General features: G+C 63.4%; 15 protein-coding genes. 10 read left to right on the top strand and 5 right to left on the bottom strand.

Annotated elements, in window-relative coordinates:
- The first annotated feature begins 132 nt into the window (after window positions 1-132).
- Both VIN30_RS07725 and VIN30_RS07720 read left to right on the top strand, forming a co-directional pair.
- The gene (locus VIN30_RS07725; RefSeq protein WP_338210593.1) at window positions 133-2769 is read left to right on the top strand and encodes a molybdopterin-dependent oxidoreductase; all 2637 of its coding nucleotides are present in this window, start codon (window positions 133-135) and stop codon (window positions 2767-2769) included.
- A 12-nt stretch (window positions 2770-2781) separates the two neighbouring features.
- Window positions 2782-3360: a 4Fe-4S dicluster domain-containing protein gene (locus VIN30_RS07720; RefSeq protein WP_338210591.1), complete on the top strand. Its 579-nt coding sequence runs from the start codon at window positions 2782-2784 to the stop codon at window positions 3358-3360.
- A gap of 255 nt (window positions 3361-3615) precedes the next feature.
- Here VIN30_RS07720 and VIN30_RS07715 read toward each other — a convergent pair whose 3' ends face one another.
- Entirely contained in the window at window positions 3616-4332 is a 717-nt protein-coding gene (locus VIN30_RS07715) for a DUF1287 domain-containing protein (protein ID WP_338210589.1), read from the bottom strand.
- Between the two features lie 430 nt (window positions 4333-4762).
- Between VIN30_RS07715 and VIN30_RS07710 the strand changes: the two genes are divergently transcribed.
- Together VIN30_RS07710 and VIN30_RS07705 are read left to right on the top strand one after the other, a co-directional pair.
- Window positions 4763-4909, top strand: coding sequence for a hypothetical protein (locus tag VIN30_RS07710; RefSeq protein WP_326424937.1), 147 nt, complete (start codon window positions 4763-4765; stop codon window positions 4907-4909).
- Window positions 4910-4961: 52 nt separating this feature from the next.
- Window positions 4962-6248: a radical SAM protein gene (locus tag VIN30_RS07705; RefSeq protein WP_338210586.1), complete on the top strand. Its 1287-nt coding sequence runs from the start codon at window positions 4962-4964 to the stop codon at window positions 6246-6248.
- A gap of 98 nt (window positions 6249-6346) precedes the next feature.
- Here VIN30_RS07705 and VIN30_RS07700 read toward each other — a convergent pair whose 3' ends face one another.
- Complete coding sequence (locus VIN30_RS07700; protein ID WP_338210584.1) at window positions 6347-7468, bottom strand: endonuclease/exonuclease/phosphatase family protein; 1122 nt, start codon at window positions 7466-7468, stop codon at window positions 6347-6349.
- 435 nt (window positions 7469-7903) lie between these two features.
- On the opposite strand from VIN30_RS07700, the gene VIN30_RS07695 reads away from it, so the two are divergent.
- From VIN30_RS07695 to VIN30_RS07680, 4 genes are all read left to right on the top strand, one after another.
- On the top strand, window positions 7904-8524 hold the full coding sequence (locus tag VIN30_RS07695) for a TetR/AcrR family transcriptional regulator (RefSeq protein ID WP_338210582.1): 621 nt from the start codon (window positions 7904-7906) through the stop codon (window positions 8522-8524).
- A gap of 142 nt (window positions 8525-8666) precedes the next feature.
- Window positions 8667-10610, top strand: a complete 1944-nt coding sequence (locus tag VIN30_RS07690) for a glycoside hydrolase family 2 protein (protein WP_338210580.1) — start codon at window positions 8667-8669, stop codon at window positions 10608-10610.
- Window positions 10594-11928 (top strand): galactokinase, encoded by a 1335-nt coding sequence (locus VIN30_RS07685; protein ID WP_338210578.1) that lies wholly within the window; start codon window positions 10594-10596, stop codon window positions 11926-11928. Before VIN30_RS07690 ends, VIN30_RS07685 begins: the two co-directional genes overlap by 17 nt.
- Window positions 11925-12932, top strand: a complete 1008-nt coding sequence (locus VIN30_RS07680) for a hypothetical protein (protein ID WP_338210576.1) — start codon at window positions 11925-11927, stop codon at window positions 12930-12932. The genes VIN30_RS07685 and VIN30_RS07680 overlap by 4 nt, the downstream gene beginning before the upstream one ends.
- A 131-nt stretch (window positions 12933-13063) precedes the next feature.
- Here VIN30_RS07680 and amrA read toward each other — a convergent pair whose 3' ends face one another.
- Window positions 13064-14500, bottom strand: a complete 1437-nt coding sequence (amrA, locus tag VIN30_RS07675) for an AmmeMemoRadiSam system protein A (protein WP_338210574.1) — start codon at window positions 14498-14500, stop codon at window positions 13064-13066.
- Window positions 14501-14774: 274 nt separating this feature from the next.
- On the opposite strand from amrA, the gene VIN30_RS07670 reads away from it, so the two are divergent.
- On the top strand, window positions 14775-15902 hold the full coding sequence (locus VIN30_RS07670) for an aldo/keto reductase (RefSeq protein ID WP_338210572.1): 1128 nt from the start codon (window positions 14775-14777) through the stop codon (window positions 15900-15902).
- 176 nt (window positions 15903-16078) lie between these two features.
- Here the strand turns inward: VIN30_RS07670 and VIN30_RS07665 are convergent, their stop codons facing one another.
- Window positions 16079-17023, bottom strand: coding sequence for an AEC family transporter (locus VIN30_RS07665; RefSeq protein WP_338210570.1), 945 nt, complete (start codon window positions 17021-17023; stop codon window positions 16079-16081).
- A gap of 272 nt (window positions 17024-17295) precedes the next feature.
- On the opposite strand from VIN30_RS07665, the gene VIN30_RS07660 reads away from it, so the two are divergent.
- Window positions 17296-18135: a deoxyribonuclease IV gene (locus tag VIN30_RS07660; RefSeq protein WP_326424927.1), complete on the top strand. Its 840-nt coding sequence runs from the start codon at window positions 17296-17298 to the stop codon at window positions 18133-18135.
- 102 nt (window positions 18136-18237) lie between these two features.
- On the opposite strand, the gene trhA is transcribed toward VIN30_RS07660, so the two are convergent.
- Window positions 18238-18978 (bottom strand): PAQR family membrane homeostasis protein TrhA, encoded by a 741-nt coding sequence (trhA, locus tag VIN30_RS07655; RefSeq protein ID WP_338210568.1) that lies wholly within the window; start codon window positions 18976-18978, stop codon window positions 18238-18240.
- Window positions 18979-19481: the final 503 nt, after the last annotated feature.

The raw sequence follows: 19481 nt of genomic DNA, 5'->3' as shown, positions 1-19481 counted from the left end.
GCTTGACTGATGTACTGAATCACTATAGTATATCAGTAAGGTGAGAGGGGACTATCCTAGGCTGTTGCCTTGCACCTGTGGTATTTAGTACCGTAACTCTGTCTGCGATACGCAGGATGAGAGGGGAATCAAATGGCATTGCTTGGAACAAATCTCAAACGGCGCGATTTTCTTAAAAGCACCGCTTTGACAACGGCGGCCGTTGCTACGGCCGGGCTTGCGGGTTGTGCACCGCAAGATGAGGGATTGAGCAGGACGGGCTCAAATGCGGAGGGAATGACGGCTCACGTTGTCGAATCGGACCTCGCCGTTCTTGATGCGTCCGCGAAATGGGTTACAGCGGCTTGCTGGCACAATTGCGGCGGCCGCTGCCTTAATAAGGCGCTGGTGAAAGACGGTGTTGTTGTTCGGCAGAAAACGGATGACAACCATGAGGATTCAGCCGACTATCCTCAGCAGCGTGCTTGCGTGCGAGGGCGCGCACAGCGCCGGCAGATATATGGCGAGGACCGCATTAAGTATCCCATGAAGCGTAAGAGCTGGAGTCCGGATAACCCCAATAAGGAGCTGCGAGGCAAAGACGAATGGGAGCGCATTTCGTGGGAAGAGGCGCTAGACTATGTGGCAGCCGAGCTCTCCAAAGCGAAGGAGCAGTACGGGAATAGTTCGATTTTCGCTGAAGGGACGGAAATCGGTCGTCTGCTGAATGTGTTCGGAGGCTATACGTCTCGCTGGGGCACGGGCTCTTTGGGAACTTGGTCGCTCACGCCCCATCTCATCGGCTTCGATGACGGCGACACGGGCACGGCGGTCAACGACCGCATGGATATGCGTAACTGTGAGACGATCATCTTGTCTGGCGTGAATCCGGCTTGGAGTTCGGCAGGCAACCCAGCCTACAATTACCTACAGGCGAAGAACGCCGGAGCGAAGTTCATTGCCATTGATCCGTACTACAACGATTCCTACGCCTTGCTCGATGCCGAGTGGATCCCCTGCTATCCGAGCCAGGACGTGGCCATTTGGCTCGGGGTTGCCTACACGCTCATCACCGAGGACTCCGAGTCCAACCCCATGATCGACTGGGATTTCCTGGATCGCTGTACCATCGGCTTCGACGCTGATCACATGCCCGAGGGCGAAGACCCCAAGGGCAACTTCAAGGACTACGTGCTGGGCACTTACGACGGCGTGCCGAAGACCCCCGAGTGGGCCTCGGAGCGCTGCGGCGTGTCGCCTGAGAACCTTCGTCGCATCGCTCAGGAAATCGTTCCTTCTAAAAAGGTGGCGATCCTCACGGCGTGGGCAGCAGGCCGCACTCATGCGGCGGACAATCTGCCGCAGATGATTATGACCATTGGGTCCATGACGGGGCATATCGGCAAGTCCGGCCACATGTGCGGTATCTCTTGCCACAACAAGGCGAGTAACCACGGACCTGCCATGGTGAAGGCGGGCAAGGACGGTCTCCCCGCCATCGACCCCGGCGTGACGGACTGCATTAATGACACGGAGTTGTGGACCGCCATTTTGGAGGGCAGCTACAACTTCACTGGCACCGCGCCGAACAAGAACAAGACGGGCGGCCCGGGCGAGATTCGTCCCATTGATATTCATGTGATCTACCATGCTGGCCGCGCTCTGTTGCAGACGCGCGACGCCATGGCCAAGGGCATTGAGGCCCATCGTAAGGTGGATTTCGCTGTGGCTCACGCCCAGTTCCTCACTACCAGTGCGAAGTACTGCGACATCATTCTTCCCCTGGATACCTACTGGGAACGCCCCGGCGGCTTCCTCACGGGCAATCGCGAGATGGTCATCGTGTACTCGAAGATAATCGACCCCCAGTTCGAATGCCATAGCGACCAGTGGATCGCTTGCGAGCTCGCGAAACGGTTGAGCATCGATCCAGCCGAGGTGTACCCCTTCGATGAGCAGCAGCAGTTCTTCAACCAGCTAGCCGGTGCGGAAGTGCTCGACGCTGACGGCAAGACCTACAAGCCCCTCGTTACCATCACCGAGGAGGATATCGCAGCTTGGGGCGTGGAAGGCGAGCCGCAGACTGGCGAGATCGGACTGAGCGAACTGCTTGATTTGGGTTGCTACCAGGTGGAGCGCAAGCCCGGCGACAACTACGGCTACATCGCCTACGAGGACTTCGTGAAGGACCCCGAGGCCAACCCCCGCGAGGAGTCGCCGAGTGGCAAGTTCGAGATCTTCTCGCGGAATCTGTCCGATACCATCACCAACATGGGCTACAGCGCCGTGCCGCCCATTCCCGAGTACATCGAGCCGGTGGAGGGCCTAGAGGAAACTTATGCTGATTTCGCCGCGAAGACCAAGGGCGAGTACCCCTACCAGGTGTTCAACCCCCACTATCTGCGTCGTTCGCACACGGTGCTCGACAACAATCCTTGGCTGAGGGAAGCATGGCCCAACCCGGTGTACCTGAACGCGGCGGATGCTGCGGAGAAGGGCATCGCCGAGGGAGACTCGGTGCTGCTGACGAGCCAGCACGGCAAGACGCTGCGCAAGGCGTCTCTGACGCAGCGCTTGATGCCGGGTGTTATCGCCCTTCCCCACGGGTCGTGGCTCGACATGGACGAGGAGACGGGCGTCGACCGGGGCGGTGCCGACAACATGCTGTGCGGCCCGGTTGGCATGGGCGCCGGCATCTCCGGATGGAACAGCGTCATCGCCAACATGGAGAAGTGGACGGGCGACGAGCTTGTTGACGACGCCGACAAAGACCTTCGCGTTATCTGCTAATTAGGGGGAGTTATGAGTCAGATCGGTTTTTACTACAACCAAAGCGCGTGCATCGGCTGCCGCGCGTGCCAAGTGGCCTGCAAAGATCGTAACGACATTTCGGACGAGGTGGCGCTGCGCTGGGTGACTAGCTACGAGTCCGGAGAGTTTCCAAACGTCGGCGTCTATCATTTTGCCGCCGCTTGCAACCATTGCGAGAGCCCGGTATGCGTGGCCAATTGCCCGACCGGCGCCATGTTCAAGTCCGAGGACGGCTCGGTGCTCCACGACGATGATGTGTGCATCGGCTGCAAGACGTGCGTGGGGTCGTGCCCCTATGGAGCGCCGCAGTACTCCGAGGGCAAGAACCTTGTGATGAAGTGCGACTCGTGCAAGGCGCTGAGAGATGCGGGCATGAACCCGGTGTGCGTGGACGCGTGCCCCATGCGCGCCCTTGAGTTCGGCGAGCTGAGTGAGCTGGAGTCGCATCACGGCGAGGGCACGGTGAGCACGCTGCCCTGCCTGCCTGACAGCGCGATGACCAATCCCAGCTTGCGCATCGAGCCTCGTCCGGCAGCCTTAGAGGAAACGTTTGCGCAGGTGATCGTTTAGCTTTGGCTCCAGGTGACTGTGACGCCCTTTCGAGTGCTCGCTCGTATGAACGATGTTCCGATCCCGCCGCCTACCCTCCCAGGCGGCGGGATCCTGTTTGCGCCATCGGTCTGATACGGGCCGGATTGAAAGTCGCAATGCGTTTCGCTTGCGAGTTGCCTGGGCCGGGTGGAGCGCCCTCCCGAATTGTTCTGCCATGTTGGGGAATGGGGACTCGAGTTACCCTTACGTGCCAGAGTCGCAGGGTTTTTTGCGCTATTCCGATATGCGGTAGTGGCCGATGATGGGGCCCCAGCTTTCCAGGGCGTCTTCCTCGTAGGTGGCTTGCGTGGGGCTGTAGTGGTGGATGAGGTAGGGAAGGCCCTGAGCGTTGCGACGGCCGGATGCGATGCCCACATGCTCGTTGTACACCACGATGTCGCCACCGTGCCATTGGGTGGGGTCGCTGGTATCGCACGTGAGGGACACGGCGTGCCGGTCGAAGAACACCTTCTGGTTTCGCACGCGACGGAAATCGATGGCAGCGTCGGGCTCGCTTATGCCGTAAGCCTCGGGATTCTCCTGCACATCGGCTGCCAGCAGGGCCATCAGGTCGTAGCCGGTGCCCTTCAGCGCCTGGGCGATCACGTCGGTGCACACGCCGAAGCCGTCGTCGGGATAGCCTGTTTCCGCGTAGTAGGTGCTTCTATACTTGGGGTTCGTGGCGACGTAGGCCTCGGCGCTGGCCAGCACGTCGGTTTGGTCGTCGATGCCGTCGCCGTCCTCGTCGTGGCTGCTTTGGAAAGGTTCGATGGCCATCGCGGGCTCGTATACGTCGGGCAGCGGTTCGGCCGAAGTGTGCTGCAGCGGCCCCTCGCGAAAGCCGATGAACACACCGCCGGCAAGTACCAGCACGGCCAGAACGACGGCCACCGCAACGAACGGGGCCCGAGAGCGCTTCCTAGTAGCGAGGCGCGACGCGTGTCTGCCCATGAGGCTCCTTCCTGCAGCGTACGGGGTGTGTTCAGCATAGCAGGGCATCTCCGCCGCCAAGGGGAGCGGCGGCTGGCACCCCCCCTTATTAAGGAAAATTTAAACTCTGTCTTTTTGCGCCAGCTAGATCTTTGGTGTCGGCGGTTTCGGGAGCACTCAACGAGCATTCGTTGGTGGTGGTTCGTTGGCGGTGGTCGCAAACACAAGGTTTTATAGGCACATTCAGCGCGGAAGTCCTGATCGTGGTCAAAAATGCCAGCTTTTATATGGGAAAACTATCGCGAACGGGAGTGGGAAGGGTGAATACCCCTTCTGCGGCCTCAAATTCTTCCTCAAACCTCGAAAATTGCAGATAAATCCAGGGGCTTTTGACCAAAAGAAGGTCTTCGTGGGTGAAAGCTTATATACATCTTGGGGAATGCGGCCACGCGTGTATTCCCGTGGGCGGGGATTCGCCCGTACGGCGTTCTACCGCGGTGTGGGAGAGTTGGTGTTCGGCCTGGTGCATGCCTATGCCGCACGTTTCGGTTTCCGTTATGTGGACAGCGCCGACAATCCGCATTTCGTGAAGGGGTAAGGCCCCGGCGCGCTTTCTGCTATAGTCGGCCGAAAAGCGAGAGAGGCGGGATATGGCAGAAAAGACAGGTGCTGCTGAGCTGGCGGCGTATGTTAAGCGGTATGGGACCATCGAGGAGGAGTTCCTTACGGCGGCTGGGTCGTTCGGACTGGCGTTTGCCGAGGCCGACGGCGCCGGCGCTTGCTATGACGATGCGGTAGCCGTCCTGGTGGCATCGGGGGCGCAGGCGGCCAACGAGGGGAAAAGCGTGTGGACCCAGTGGAAGTCGCCGGCGTGCGTCGCCTGCATGCGCGGCGTGGGAACCGAGACGTTCCTCACGTCCACAGCCTGCCCGCGGCAGTGCTTCTTCTGCTTCAACCCCAACCAGGAGGACTACGAGTTCTTTCGCAGCCATGCGAACCCCATTGCCGATCAGCTGCGGGAGCGCCACCGGGAAGGCGCCGCGATGAGTCAGCTGGCCATCACCGGCGGCGAGCCGCTGCTGCATCTGCCTCAGGTGCTGGAATTTCTCGAGGTGGCGGCGCAGTTGTACCCCGATGCCTACACGCGCCTATATACCAGCGGCTTCGGTTGGACCGGCGAGGTGCAGCGGGCCCTGGCAGACGCCGGTTTGAACGAGGCGCGCTTCTCCGTCAAGATGGAGGACGAGACTGCAGCGAAAGAGGAGGTGCTCGCAGCCATTGCCTCGGCTGTGGGACATTTCGACAACGTGATGGTGGAGATGCCCGTTATGCCGGGCGACTTCGAGGCCATGAGGGACCTGATTGTGCGCTTGGACAAGCTGGGCGTGGCCGGCATCAACTTGCTGGAGCTGTGCTTTCCCTTCCACAACGCCGAGGCCTTTGTCGAGCGGGGCTATCGACTGAAGCCCACCCCCTATCGGGTGCTCTACGATTACTGGTACGGGGGAGGGCTGCCCATCGCCGGCAGCGAGGACACGTGTTTGGCCCTGGTGCGCTTCGCACTGGAGGCCGGTCTTTCCCTGGGGGTGCACTACTGCTCGCTGGAGAACAAGCTGACGGGCCAGGTGTTCCAGCAGAACGCCCCGGCTGCCCGCGCGTTTCCCGGCTACGAGATGGACGCGCGCGATTTCTTCCTGAAAGCGGTGAAGGCCTTCGGCCCCGCGGTGCCTATGGTGCGGCGCGCCTTGGAGTCGGCCGGGCTGGCGGATACGGCCGAGGAGAACGCCGACTACGGGTTCATCCAGTTTCCGCCGTCGGCGCTCGCAGCCGTGTGCGACGATGTAGGGGATGTGGCCTTGGGCCTGAGCATCGCCATCGTCGAGCATGACGAGGAGGGCATGGCGCTGCGCGAGCTGAAGGTGCAGCCGATCGCCTAAGAAGCTTGGGACACCATGATGGGGCGCGAACTGCACGGGGTGTCGCGCTTCGAGGAAGGTTGTGCGGAGGCGTGTCGACTGAAGCCGGGGCCCGAGGTCTATGGCATGAGGCGGAACTTCAGCAAAACGGGGTTATGGTCGGAGTAGGCGAAGTCAAGGTCCACGGTTTCGCAGGCAGAAACCTGGATGTTGTCCGAGTAGATGAACGTGTCCATAACCCAGCGATCGTTGGTGCCGTCGTAGGGGCGGCCGGCGTCGCGGCAGGTGGCGGCGTCGGCGAACTCCGCGACGCCCGTTTCGTCGAGCTTGGCCTTCGCGCCGACGGTGAAGCCCTCGGGCACGCCATCGAAGTCGTAGGGCTTGGCCCAGCTTTCCACCGCATCGGTGGTGTTGCCGTACACCTCGCCGGACACGCCGATCATGTCGTGGTTGTAGTCGCCCCCGGCGATGACGTAGTTGCCGGCCTGGTATTCGCGCACCATGTCCTCGTACAGCGTGGCCCGTTGGGCGGCCATGATGTCGGCGTCGGCACCGTAGGCCGACAGGTGCACGTTGAACAGCACCAGCTCGGCATTGCCGCTGGTGGGAATGCGGCAGATGGAATAGCAGCGGTCCAAGTCGAGAAACTTGCCGAAGCCCTCGGAGATGGGCAGACTGCGACGCAGCCCGTCGGCGATGGGATAGGCGGAAAAGGTGGCGAGTCCCGCCTTGTTCGCTCCGTGGGGCGCATACAGCGGCCACGCCAGAAACGGCGAGTCGTAGTTTTGGCAGAACGCGGCATAGAGGGCCGGATACTGGGCCCGCAGCAGGTCGTACTCGTTAATGTGGTGGCTGCGCGTGCCGTCGATGTCCACTTCCTGGAACAGCAGGAACGTGGGGCGCAAGGCTTTCAGGGCCTCGGCCGTGCCGTCGATGTCCTTGCGCACGGCTTCGGGGCTGGCGGCTACCGATCCCGCGCCCCCGTCCATAAAGAAGTCGAAGGCCTGGTTGTAGGCACCGAAGCCTAAATTGGCGGTGACCACGGTAAGCTGAGGTTCGGCGGCCAGGTCGATAACGGCCGTGCCGGCACCCTCATTTGGGGCGGTCGGGGTGTCCACGGTAAGGGCAAGGTTGTCGTCCAGGCGGTAATAGCTGGCCATCACGTAGGCCACATAGGCGCCCGCGGCCAGAATGAGTGCTACCAGAACGCCGACGATGACTTTCAGAATCTTCAAGGCCATGGGCTGCTCCCCGAGATAGAGGTGGGCGATGACATCATTGTACCTGCCGCCCGCCTTGTACGCTCTGTCAAATTTCTCCCGCCGCGAACGTTCCCACAGACGGTTGCGCGCATGAGGGCGTTGCCTCCCGCAACCTGAGGGGTCGTGATGGGTGCACTGATTCCCCTAGCGTTACCCTGGAGGCGTGATGGAGAGGGCCCGCTTGCAATGAATGGCTAACGGCTGGGTAAATAATGGAGAGCATGGATGATTGTAAACGCTCTGTCAACAATAGGTGGCAGTTCGGTAACAGAGCACTGACGTAACGGCGACGCATTTTTGTGCAGACGTATAGTCAAATTGTTGCATCGGAACAATTTCCGGGGCTGGCCCGGGCGTGCAACGGGTGGGTGAGCGTTTCGTCTGCGAAGCGTGCTATCGAAAAGGAGGACCCCCATGCAATCGATACGGAAGAACACGCGCGGCGTGACCACGCGGGAGGTCCTTCGCAGCAACGATACCGCCAAGCGCAGCGCCGAGATCGTGGTGGCCGCGCGCGAGCTGTACGAGGAGAAGGGCCTGGCCCACACCTCCATCCAAGACATCACCAACCATGTGGGCGTCACCCGTTCGCTGTTCTACCATTACTTCCAGAACAAGGACGAGGTGACCTCGGCCGTGCTGGACCAGTACATCACCGACTTCATCGAGGCCATGCAGCACTGGCACGAGAGCCGGGCCGCCTCGGAAACCGACGAGTCGCTGCATTCCATGGTGAAGATCATGCGCATGGTGCTGTTCGAGAAGAACACCTTCCGCATGGCGCTGTCGACCCAGGAAAACGCCGCCCTGTACCTGGACTTCCTGAACCGCTTCGCCGCCCAGGGCGCCGAGTTCATGGTGTCGCATCCGCTGGTGCAGCCCACGAAGTACAGCGAGCAGTCCGACCACCTGTACGAGACGTTCTACGTGCTGATCGTGGGGCTCGTCAGCTATTTGCGCTCGCATCCCGATGCCGACGACGACGTGCTGATCGACGTGGTGAGCCGAATGCTGCACATAGAGCAGGCTGCCTAAACGCGCCGCTCAGGTGTGGCGAATCAGTTACGTTTGCCCTTGTGAGCGCCGACGGCGCTGCGGACAGGTATCATTCTCCTAGACTTTAGTGCCCCGTCCTTTGCGGCGGGGCGTTCCGTGAAGATGCAAGGAGACGTGCGCTGTGGACATTAAGCGCGTGCTGGCCAGTGCCCCCCGCGACCACGATTTGGGTCCCGAGCGACCCCTGCTGACGCCGTGGGGCGAAGCCCTGCATCCCCTTGCCGTGCGCCAGGAACATCCCCATCCCCAGTTCGTGCGCGACCGTTTCGCCATGCTGAACGGCTGGTGGGACTACGCCATCGTGCCTATGGGCGCCAGCCGCACCGTGCGGCCGCCCGAGGAGTTCGACGGCCGCATTCTGGTGCCGTTTTCGCCGGAATCGGTGCTGTCGTGCGTGGGGCGCCAGCTGCAGCCCGACGAGCTGCTGTGGTACGTGCGCCGCGCCCCGCGGCCGCCCCTGCATCCGGGCGAGCGCTGCCTGCTGCACTTCGAGGCCGTCGACTTCGCCTGCGCCTGCTGCGTGAACGGGAAGGTGATCGGCACTCATCGCGGCGGGTATCTTCCCTTTGTGTTCGACATCACCGAGGCCATTGCCGCCAAGGAACCGGGGGAAACCCTGGATGCCGGCGAGAACGCCGAGTTCATCATTGCGCTGTGCGTGTGGGACCCCAGCGATACGGGCACCCAGCTGCGCGGCAAGCAGAAGCTGAAGCGCGGGGGCATTTGGTATACGGCCCAAAGCGGCATTTGGCAGCCCGTGTGGATGGAAGTGGTGCCCGAGCGCCACATCGAGTCGCTGCGGCTTTTGCCCGACGCCGAGAGCGGCGAGCTGACGGCCGAGGTGGACGTGTGCGGAACCGAGGGGCTGCTGCGCTTGTACGTGTCCGATGCTTCCGGCGTGCAAGTGGCCTCGGCTGCGGCCCCGGCTGAGGAAGGCGCCGTGCCGGTGAGCGCCCGCGGGGCGGAGGAGGACGAGCGGCGCCGGCGTGTGCGCGTGACGCTGCCCGTGCCCGGTATGCGGCGTTGGAGCCCCGACGACCCGTATCTGTACAACCTCACGCTGCGTTTCGGCGCCGATGTGGTGTACAGCTACACGGCGTTTCGCACCGTGGTCGTGCAGCCCGACGCGGCTGGCCGCTACCGGTTCTTCCTGAACGGCGAGCCGCTGCTGCTGCGCGGGGTGCTGGACCAGGGCTATTGGTCGGACGGGCTGATGACGGCCCCGGCCGACGACGCCCTCGCCTTCGACATCGCCGCCATGAAGGACGCCGGCTTCAACATGCTGCGCAAGCACCTGAAGGTGGAGGCCGACCGGTGGTACTACCACTGCGACCGGCTGGGCATGCTGGTGTGGCAGGACATGGTGAACGGCGGCGGCGCCTACGACACGTGGGAGACCAGCTTCCGTCCCACGTTGTGGCGGAGCGCATGGGACAACTACAGCGACACCGACACGGCTCATCAGGAAAAGCTGGGCGCCGGCGACGAACATTACCGCGGCCATTGGCGTGATAGCTGCCGGGCCACGGTGGAATACCTGGGAAACCACCCGTCTGTGGCGTGCTGGGTGCTGTTCAACGAGGGCTGGGGACAGTTCGATGCCGCCATGGCGACCGAGATGGTGCACGATCTGGACCCGGCGCGGCCCATCGACGCCGTCAGCGGCTGGTACGACCAGCACTGCGGCGACTTCCTCAGCGTGCACAATTACTTCCGGCCTTTGAAGGTGTACCGTGACCGACCGCGCGATTTGCGGGGCTATGCGGCCGAGCGTGGCGGTCGGGCCTTCGTCATTTCGGAATTCGGGGGCGCCACTTTCCGCGTGGAGGGGCACAGCTCCTTCGCCCACAGCTACGGCTACGACACTTTCGAAGACGCGGCGGCCTGGCGCTCAGCGGTGCGCGAGACTCTGGCCCAGGCCGCGGCGCTGGTTACCGATGGGCTGGCGGGCTTCGTGTATACCCAGCTGTCGGATGTGGAGGAGGAAGTGAACGGCATTCTCACCTACGACCGACGCGTGAACAAGTTGGAAGAGGACGGTGGCTGGCATGGCTCCGGTTTCTGAGGACGAGGCAGCGGCGAAGCTGGCGCACCTGGAAGCGCTGTTCGCCGATGCGTTCGGCTATGGTCCGGCGCGCGCGGCCGTGTCGCTGGATGTCGACGGGTCGGTGGCGACGCGGGGTTGCGGGGTATCCGCCGAGCCGGCGCGCTTCGTGCTGGCCTCGGCTCCGGGTCGTTTGGAAGTGGCCGGCAACCATGTTGACCACCAGGGCGGCCGGGTTATCTCGGCCGCTATCGGCGAGCGCACGTGGGGCTTGGCGGCACCCAACGGGTCGGGGCGCATCCGCGTGGTCATGGAAGGCTTCGGCAGCGACGAAATAGATTTAGCCGATGTCGATTGGGCCGCTCCCCACAAGGTGGAGACGCTGACTTCCGGTGCTTTGGTGCGCGGTATGGCCGCGGTGTTCGCGCGCGACGGGGGTGCCCTGGCCGGCTTCGACGTGGCCACGTGCTCGGATGTGCCGCCGGGATGCGGCCTGTCGTCGTCGGCGGCTTTCGAGGTGATGATCGGCGCCTGCCTGGAAGCGCTGTTCGGCGATGGCCCGGAGCAGAGGGAAGGCGCTGGCGCGGTGCCCTTGGATCCCGTTGCGCTGGCGCTGGCGGCCGTGGAAACCGAGCAGCGCTATTTCGGCAAGCCCTGCGGCGCCCAGGATCAGCTGGCCAGTGCCTGCGGTGGTGTAGTGACCATCGATTTTGCCCCCGATGAGCCGGTGGTGGAATCGGTGGCTTTGGATGTCGAGGCGGCCGGTTACGCCCTGGTGCTGGTGGACAGTCGCCAGGACCATTCGCTGTACAACGACGAGTTTGCGGCCATTCCCGCCGACATGCGTATGGTGGCGAACCTGCTGGGCGTATCGCGGTTGGGCGACGTGTCGGTGCAGATGCTGCTGGATTCTCTGGCTGAAGTGCGGGCCACATTGGGAGACCGCCGGGCCATGCGGGCGCTGCACTACTACGACGAAGTGGAGCGGGTGCAGGCTCAGCGCACGGCCTTGGACAGCGACGATTTCGCTGCGTTTCTGAAGCTGGTGCGCCTGTCGGGCGCTTCCTCGGCGCAGTTCCTGCAGAACGTGTCGTTGCGCGAGCCCGGTTCGGACGAGCAGCAGCCTGCTATGCTCATCCAAAGCCTGTGCGCTCATTTGCTGGGCGAGGCGGGGGCGTGGCGTATTCACGGCGGCGGATTCGGCGGCGCGGTGCTGGCCTTCGTGCCCTGCGAACGTGCCGACGATTTCGTGGCTGCCATGGATGGCTTTCTGGGCTATGGGGCCTGCCGTCGCGTGACGGTGGGCGGCCCCGGTGCGCGGGCGCGGCGCCTGTCATGAGCGCACCGTCGAACCTGTGCTGGGCGGCCGACAGCCCCGTCGGCCCTTTGGACGTCACCATCAACCTGGCTAAGCCCGAGAAGGACCCGCGCGACATTGCCCGTGCTGCATGCGAAGAGGCGGGGCATGCCGAGGCGGAGGATTGCGTGCTGTGCTGGCGCCGCGGTGCCGACGGGCGCATTGCCTGCGCGGGAGCCGGCGGTGGCGCGGTGCGGACCGTGCTGCTGAGCGGCGAGGAATGGGCCTGGTGGTTCTCGCCCTACGGATACTTCCCCGAGCATCTTATCGTGTCTGCGCCGGTTCATCGTCCCATGCTGATCGACCACGCTGCCATAGCGCGCCTGCTCGACTTCGTCGATGCCTTTCCCCAATGGTTCATCGGATCGAATGCCGATTTGCCCATTGTGGGCGGCTCGCTTCTGGCCCACGATCACTTTCAGGGCGGCGGCTACCGGTTTCCCCTGATGAACGCGCCAGTTGAGCGCACTTTCAAACTGCCGGGGCTGCCCCAGATGCGCGCCGGCGTGGTGCGATGGCCCGCGTCGGTGGTGCGTCTGCGGGCGCGCGATCGTGCGGCTGTGTACGAGGGGGCCTGTCGGGTGCTGGATGCGTGGCGCACGTTTTCGTGGCAGCCGGGCGGCATTGTGCCCTTCACGGAGGATGCCGACGGCGCAACCGTACGGCACAACACGCTGAACCCGATTCTCTGGCGTGAAGGCGGCGACTACGTGATGGATCTGGTGCTACGCAACAACCGCACCACGCCCGAGCATCCTTTCGGGCTGTTCCACGTGCCCGAAGCTCTCTTCCACATCAAGAAGGAGAACATCGGCCTCATCGAGATAATGGGGCGGGCCATCTTGCCCGGGCGCCTGGTCGCCGAGATGCCGGCCGTCAAAGGGGAATGCGAGCGCGCCTATTACGAGATACTGCAGGCCACGGGCGTTTTCAAGTCCAACGAGACCGGCCGCGCCGGCTGGGACGCCCTCATCGCAACACTGTAGGGGCGGCCTTCAGCCCGCCCGCGAACCCCATCGACCTCCGTAGGGGCGGGCTTCAGCCCGCCCGCCCGAAAACCGCTCGACGACCCCCGTAGGGGCGGCCTTCAGCCCGCCCGTCACCGGCAGCCGCCCTCCTAATACACGCGCGCTTGGCCGCCCAGGGTGTGGCGCACCACCTCGAAACGTTCCAACTGGGCGTCTTCGTCGGGGGCGATGCCCGCTTTCATCTTCGCGATGGCAATCTGGTCGAAAGCGGTCTCCACTCCTTCCAGGTCGGGCAGCAGCAGCCCGCGCTTGAAGCCGCGGGTGACGATGACGCCGTAACGGCGCGGATCCAGCTGCTCCAACGACTCCACGGGCTCGGGTTCGCCCAGCACATCCACGGAATAGGAAAGCGCATCCAGCTCATCGGGGGTAACGGGAGTGAAGCGCGGGTCGTCGGTGGCTGCAGCTACGGCGTTCATGATTACCTCTTCGGCCACGCAGGAGCGCGTGGGGGCGATGGTACCGATGCAGCCGCGCAGGCCGTCGGCCTCGTGCAGGCTCACGAACACGCCGGCGCGCTGGCCGGTCAGCTCGTCGGGCAGATCAGCGGGCAGGGGCAGCACCTGCCCCGTGCCCACGATGGACTCCACGCTCGCCCGTGCCAAGGCCACCAGCGGATCCACGGCCGAGCAGGCACCGCGAGCATGGGCGCCGCGCACCGGCGCTTCGTCGGCCTCCATCAGCTCGGCTTCCACCTCTTCCTCGGTGGACGAGGGGCTGCATTCCACTTCGAAGGCGGCTACGGCGTAACCCACGCCGAAGGGGCCCTCGTAGCTGAGCAGCTCGGGAGTGAAGGGCAGCCCTTCCAGGGCGCCGGCCATAATCTGGAACGCGCGCAGCCCGCATTCGGCCGCGTCTTCGCACAGGATGGGGTCCAGGCCGAACAGCCCGCGCAGCGAGCCGGCGGCGAACAAGTCGGTGACGGCGCGGTCGAACGCCGGCCCGGCCTCGTTGAAGCCGTAGGGGCCGTCTTCCTTCAGTCGATGCGATAGATCGCCGCTGGCGATGAGCACCGCGCGGCGGCCCAGGTCCTCGGCCGCGCGGGTGATGGAAAGTCCCAGGAATTGATGGTCGGAAGGCGACAGCGCTGACAGCCCGATGCGCACCACGGCCACCTGCGACAAGTCCACGGTCTGGCCGATGAAGTGCAGCGGCACGTAGGTGGCATGGTCTATCTCCTCGTGATGCGCTGGTGCCCCGGCCACGGGAATGCTGCGGCGGCTGAGGCGGTCGGCCACGGCCTGGGTGAAGGCCGTATCGGTGCGGGTGGTGATGCGCGCTTCGGGTTGGCCGAAGGCAGCAAGCGAGCCTTCCTCGGTTTCAGCGTCGGCGATGAAGAACCCGTCGCGGTACAGGGGCGCGTGGGGCGAGACCACCACGATGAGATCGGGCGCATGGTCGGCGATGCGCCGAGCCACCTCTTCATAGGCAGCGGTGGTGTCGGCGACTTCCGCTTCCTGGCCGCCTCCCACGGCGGGAACGATCAGCGGCGGATGCGGAACGGCATAAGCGGCAAGAAGGCCCATGGCACACCTTCCTTTATATCTGCGGGTACGAATAAGCTGCGTTTCAGCGAGGAACAATGGTGAGGGAATCCGATGCGATGAGCCTCCTCATCAGCGAAGTGTCACAAGATCGTAAGCAGTTTTCCTTCTGCGGGCGATGACTTTCTGCGGGTCGTGACGCAGCGAACGGACGCAGCGCTTTGCCGCTGGCCCGTCGCTTCTCGCCGTATTCTTGACTTGAAGTTCACTCAAAGTTTTACTCTTCTGACAGAGAGACAATAGGAGAGGAGCATCTATGACGGCATCTTGCGAGGGCGTGGCCAAGCTCGGCTTCGGCGCCATGCGCCTGCCGCTCACCAACCCCGACGACGTAACGGCCATCGACATCGAGCAGGTGTGCGCCATGGTGGACGAGTTCATCGCGAAGGGCGGCACCTATGTGGATACCGCATTCGTCTACCACAACGGCGCTTCCGAGACGGCTCTGCGCGAGGCGCTGGTAGAGCGCTATCCGCGCGAGGCCTACACCCTGGCCACGAAGTGCCTGGCCTGGGCCTGCGCCAGCAAGGAGGAGGCCCAGGCCTGCCTGCCTACCTCCCTTGAGCGGCTGGGGGTCGATTACATCGACTACTACCTGCTGCACAACCTGGGCGGCGCGCGCACGGCCAAGTTCGACGAGTACGACATGTGGAACTACGTGGCGAAGGCCAAGGAAGACGGGCTCATCCGCCACGTGGGCTTCTCCATGCACGACGGTCCCGAGACGCTGGAGGAGATCCTGGCGGCGCATCCCGAGGTCGATTTCGTGCAGCTGCAGGTGAACTACCTGGATTGGGACGACCCGGTCACCCAGTCGGCCCGCTGCATGCAGGTGGCCGCCGCCCACGGCGTGCCGGTCATCATCATGGAGCCGGTGCGCGGCGGACGTTTGGCCAACCTGCCCGAGCGCGGTGCCGAGGTGCTGGCCGCGGCCGACCCGGACGTAAGCCAGGCTTCCTGGGCCTATCGCTTCTGCCTCGATCTGCCCGGCGTGCTCACGGTGCTCGCCGGCGCCTCCACCCTCGAGCAGATGCAGGACAACATGGGCACCTTCCAAACCCATACGCCGCTGACGAGCGAGGAGCGCGCCTCCATCGATGGTGCCATCGCGGCTTTGCGCAGCGTGGACCTCATCCCGTGCACGAATTGCGGCTACTGCGTGAAGGACTGCCCCGAGGGCGTGAAGATCCCCATCGCCATGAACCTGCTGAACCTGGAGAAGACCACCGAGGACCGCGAATTCGTCAAGGGCCTCTACAGCTGGCAGGCCGCCGAGGGCCCCGCGTCCAAGTGCATCCAGTGCGGTACCTGCGAGGCCATGTGCCCGCAGTCCATCGCCATCATCGACCACCTCGCCGAAGCCGTGAACCACTTCGAGGGGTAGGGAAGAGCCTCGTCCATCTCGCCTCAATATAAAATTGCCGGGGAATAAGCTCCCCGGCATTTGGAGATGGCGCCATAAGCGCCGCCGAGATGGCTCTACGCCATGTTTGGGAAGCATTGGCGGCGAGCTCTCGCCTTCGGGGTTGATGGGGGGGGCGCAAGCTCGCTTATGCGGCGCTACATCACCGTGCTCACGAAGCCGGCCAGCACGGGGATCGTCGCCAGCGCCAACACCGTGGTGACAAAGGTGCCTTGGGCCATGACGCGGGAGTTGCCGCCGTACTGGTAGCAGAGCATGGTGCCGTTGGTGGCCACCGGCATGCCCGCGAGCACCACGGCCACCGAGAACATCAGCCCCGCCGGCACGAAGGCCTGGAACACCGCCCATATGACGACCGGCATTCCCAGCAGGCGGAACAGCGCGCACAACCACAGGCGTGGGCTTCCTACCAGGTCGCGCGCCGGCAGGTTCGCCAGTGACGAGCCGATGATGAGCAGCGCTGCCGGCGTGGTGATGGAACCGAGCGTGTTCAGCGCGTCGCCCAGAATGGGGACGTAATGGACGCCGGTCAGCGTGAGGATCACCGCTGCCACGCACGACAGCATGACCGGCGTGACGAAGGTGCGCCAGGTGGTCTGCACCTTCACGTCGCCGTCGGTGTCCTGAGTGAGGAACCACGCGCCCACCGTGAACACGAAGAAGTTGAAGGGCAGGTTGAACACGGCTGCGTACACGAGCGCGTCGGATCCGAAGATGGCCGAGAGCACCGGGTAGCCGATGAAGCCCACGTTGCCGAAGCAGAGCATAAAGCGGTACACGCCGCGATGCCCATCGGGAATGCGCAGAAGCAGCGTGAACCCATAGGCCACAGCGAACATGATCAGCGTGCCTGCCACGGACAGTCCCAGGCACATCCACACTTCCGCGCGCGTGGGCAGCTCGGTAGCCGTGAGCACCGAGCCCAGAACCATGCCCGGCAGCGCAATGTTGATAACCAGCTTCGAGAGCATGCGGTCGAACTCGTCGTTCATGAACCGCAGCTTCTTGGCGGCATAGCCCACCCCCACGATGGCGAACAGCGTGACGATCTCCTGGAATATGCCGATCATGCCCGCGGTCATGAGGAGCGCCTCTCTTGTTGGGTGACATTGCTCGGAAAATTGTTCAGCAAATTGCGTTTGTTAGCAAATGAATACAGGCCAAAAGGCTATTTGGGAGCCACAGAGGGCCATTTCGACCCTTTTTCGGTCTCATTTTCCCGTACTGCTCAAATTGATTGCTAACAAACGCAATTTAGCGTGCGGTTCTGGTCTTCAATTGGGAAATATGCCGAATGCGAGCCGCCTAGCGTATACTAGGCGGCCGCTGCATTAGCTCTGTCGAAAGGAAGGCCATGTTCACCATCGGTTGCCATCTGTCCAGCGCCAAAGGCTATCTGAAGATGGCGAAGGACGCGGTTTCCATCGACGGGAACACGTTCCAGTTCTTCACGCGCAACCCGCGCGGGGGCAAGGCCAAGGCCATCGACCCGGCCGATGTGGCCGCCTTCCACGAGTACGCCGGCGAGCACGGCATTGCCACATTTCTGGCCCACGCGCCCTACACCATGAACCCGGCGGCGGCCAAGCTCGAGACGCGCCAGTTTGCCATCGAGCTGTTGACCGACGACCTTGCGCGCATGGAGAATACGCCCGGTCAGCTGTACAACATGCACCCGGGCTGCCATGTGGGCCAGGGTATGGATGCGGGCATCGAACTCATCGCCGACGCGCTGAACCAGGTGCTCACGCCCGACCAGTCCACCACGCTGCTGCTGGAGACCATGGCGGGCAAGGGCACGGAAGTGGGCGGCCGCTTCGAGGATCTGGCCGCCATCATCGAGCGCGTGGAATTGTCCGACAAGGTGGGCGTGTGCCTGGACACGTGCCACGTGTGGGATGGCGGCTACGATATCGCCGGCGACCTTGACGGCGTCCTGGAAGAATTCGACCGCGTGATCGGGCTGGATCGCCTGCGTGCCATCCACCTGAATGACTCGAAGAACCCGCTTGCGGCCCACAAGGACCGCCACGCTCCCATCGGCGAGGGCTGCATCGGCTTCGACGCGCTCGCCGCAGTGACGAACCACGCGGCCCTGCGCGATCTGCCCTTCTTCCTGGAAACGCCCCAGGACGACCTGGCCGGCTGGGGCGCCGAGATCGCCGCTTTGCGCGCGGTGCATGTGGGGGAGTAGGCTCTGGCTCCGCGTTCTTTCATCGACAAAGCGGGCCGCCCCTTTCTCGAGGCGGCCCGCTGACATTTCGGCCCAGGTTGGCGGGATGTTCGATCCGGATCGTTAAATCACGAAGAAGTACACGCTGAAGAACTGCAGGATGCTTCCGGCCAGCACGAACAGGTGGAAGATGGAGTGCAGATAGCGTACCTTCTTGAAGATGTAGAACACGGCTCCCACGGTGTAGCTGATGCCGCCCGCGGCTAAAAGCCAGAAGCCCGCCGGGTGCAGCTGCACGTACAGCTCGGGCAGGAAGAACACGATGGACCAGCCCAGGGCCACGTACAGCGCGGCCGATATCCAGCGGGGGCGGAAGGTCCAGAAGGCCTCGAAGGCGATGCCGAGAAGCGAAACGCCCCACACGAAGGCTGCGAGCCACAGACCACCCACATGCCCCAGCGAGACGAGGCAGTAGGGCGTGTAGGTGCCGGCGATGAGCAGGTAGATGCCGGAATGGTCGAGCACCTTGAACACGCGCTTGGCCCCTTCCACGGCAATGGCGTGGTACAAGGTGGACATAAGGTATTCCACGAGCATGGCGATGCCGTAGACGAGCGCGGCCGCCAGCAGGATGCCGCCGCCGTCGCCCACCGACTTCACGATGAGCAGCACGAGCGCGGCCACCGCAAGCCCTGCGCCAACGCCGTGGGTGACGGCGTTGAAGATCTCCTCGCCCAGGGTGTACTCGCGCACGCTCTTCTTGCCGGAGCGGCGCAGCAGCTCCCGGATCTCGGGCGACACCTTGGCGGCTGCCGCGGCAGCATTGGGGGAGAACTGGGGATGGGCAAGGGCGACATTCGGCATGACGGCTCCTTCGCGTCGGGGAATTACCGCATGATAGATTACCGGCCTGGTTTTCCGGACGGCGATTGGTAAACCGTAGGAGAAAGGCAAATCGCGGGAAGGCGGTGCAGGGAGGGCGTTTTTGCTTTGAAAATGACGGGTAGCGTAGTCCTTGCAGCTGCCAAACGACTGAGCGAGGGGAGTTTCCCCAGGTCATTTTCCTTAGTCGGAAATTACCTGCATCTCAAAACTACGCTACCCGTCATTTTCAAAGCAATCGGAGGGGCGCGGCTTATTGCTGCGCGCGCAGGGCCTTCAGGATGGCGCGCTTTTTGGCCTGCGTTTCGGCGTAGGCCTGCTTTCGGCGTGGTTGCGGGCGCGCTCGGCCTCTCCTGCGGTTCGCAATGTCCTTCCCGCCGGCGTGCGGCGGAGAGGACACGAAATGAAGAGGATCTCACGTACTCAGAAGGCCTCTACGCGGGGAAAATGCGGAAAAATACCTCCTTTCGGGTTATGGCTTTTCC

This window comes from Adlercreutzia wanghongyangiae, from assembly GCF_035989245.1.
Taxonomy (GTDB): domain Bacteria; phylum Actinomycetota; class Coriobacteriia; order Coriobacteriales; family Eggerthellaceae; genus Adlercreutzia; species Adlercreutzia wanghongyangiae.
Note: the sequence above shows the minus strand (reverse complement) of the source record. Positions and strands in the feature narration are given on the sequence as shown.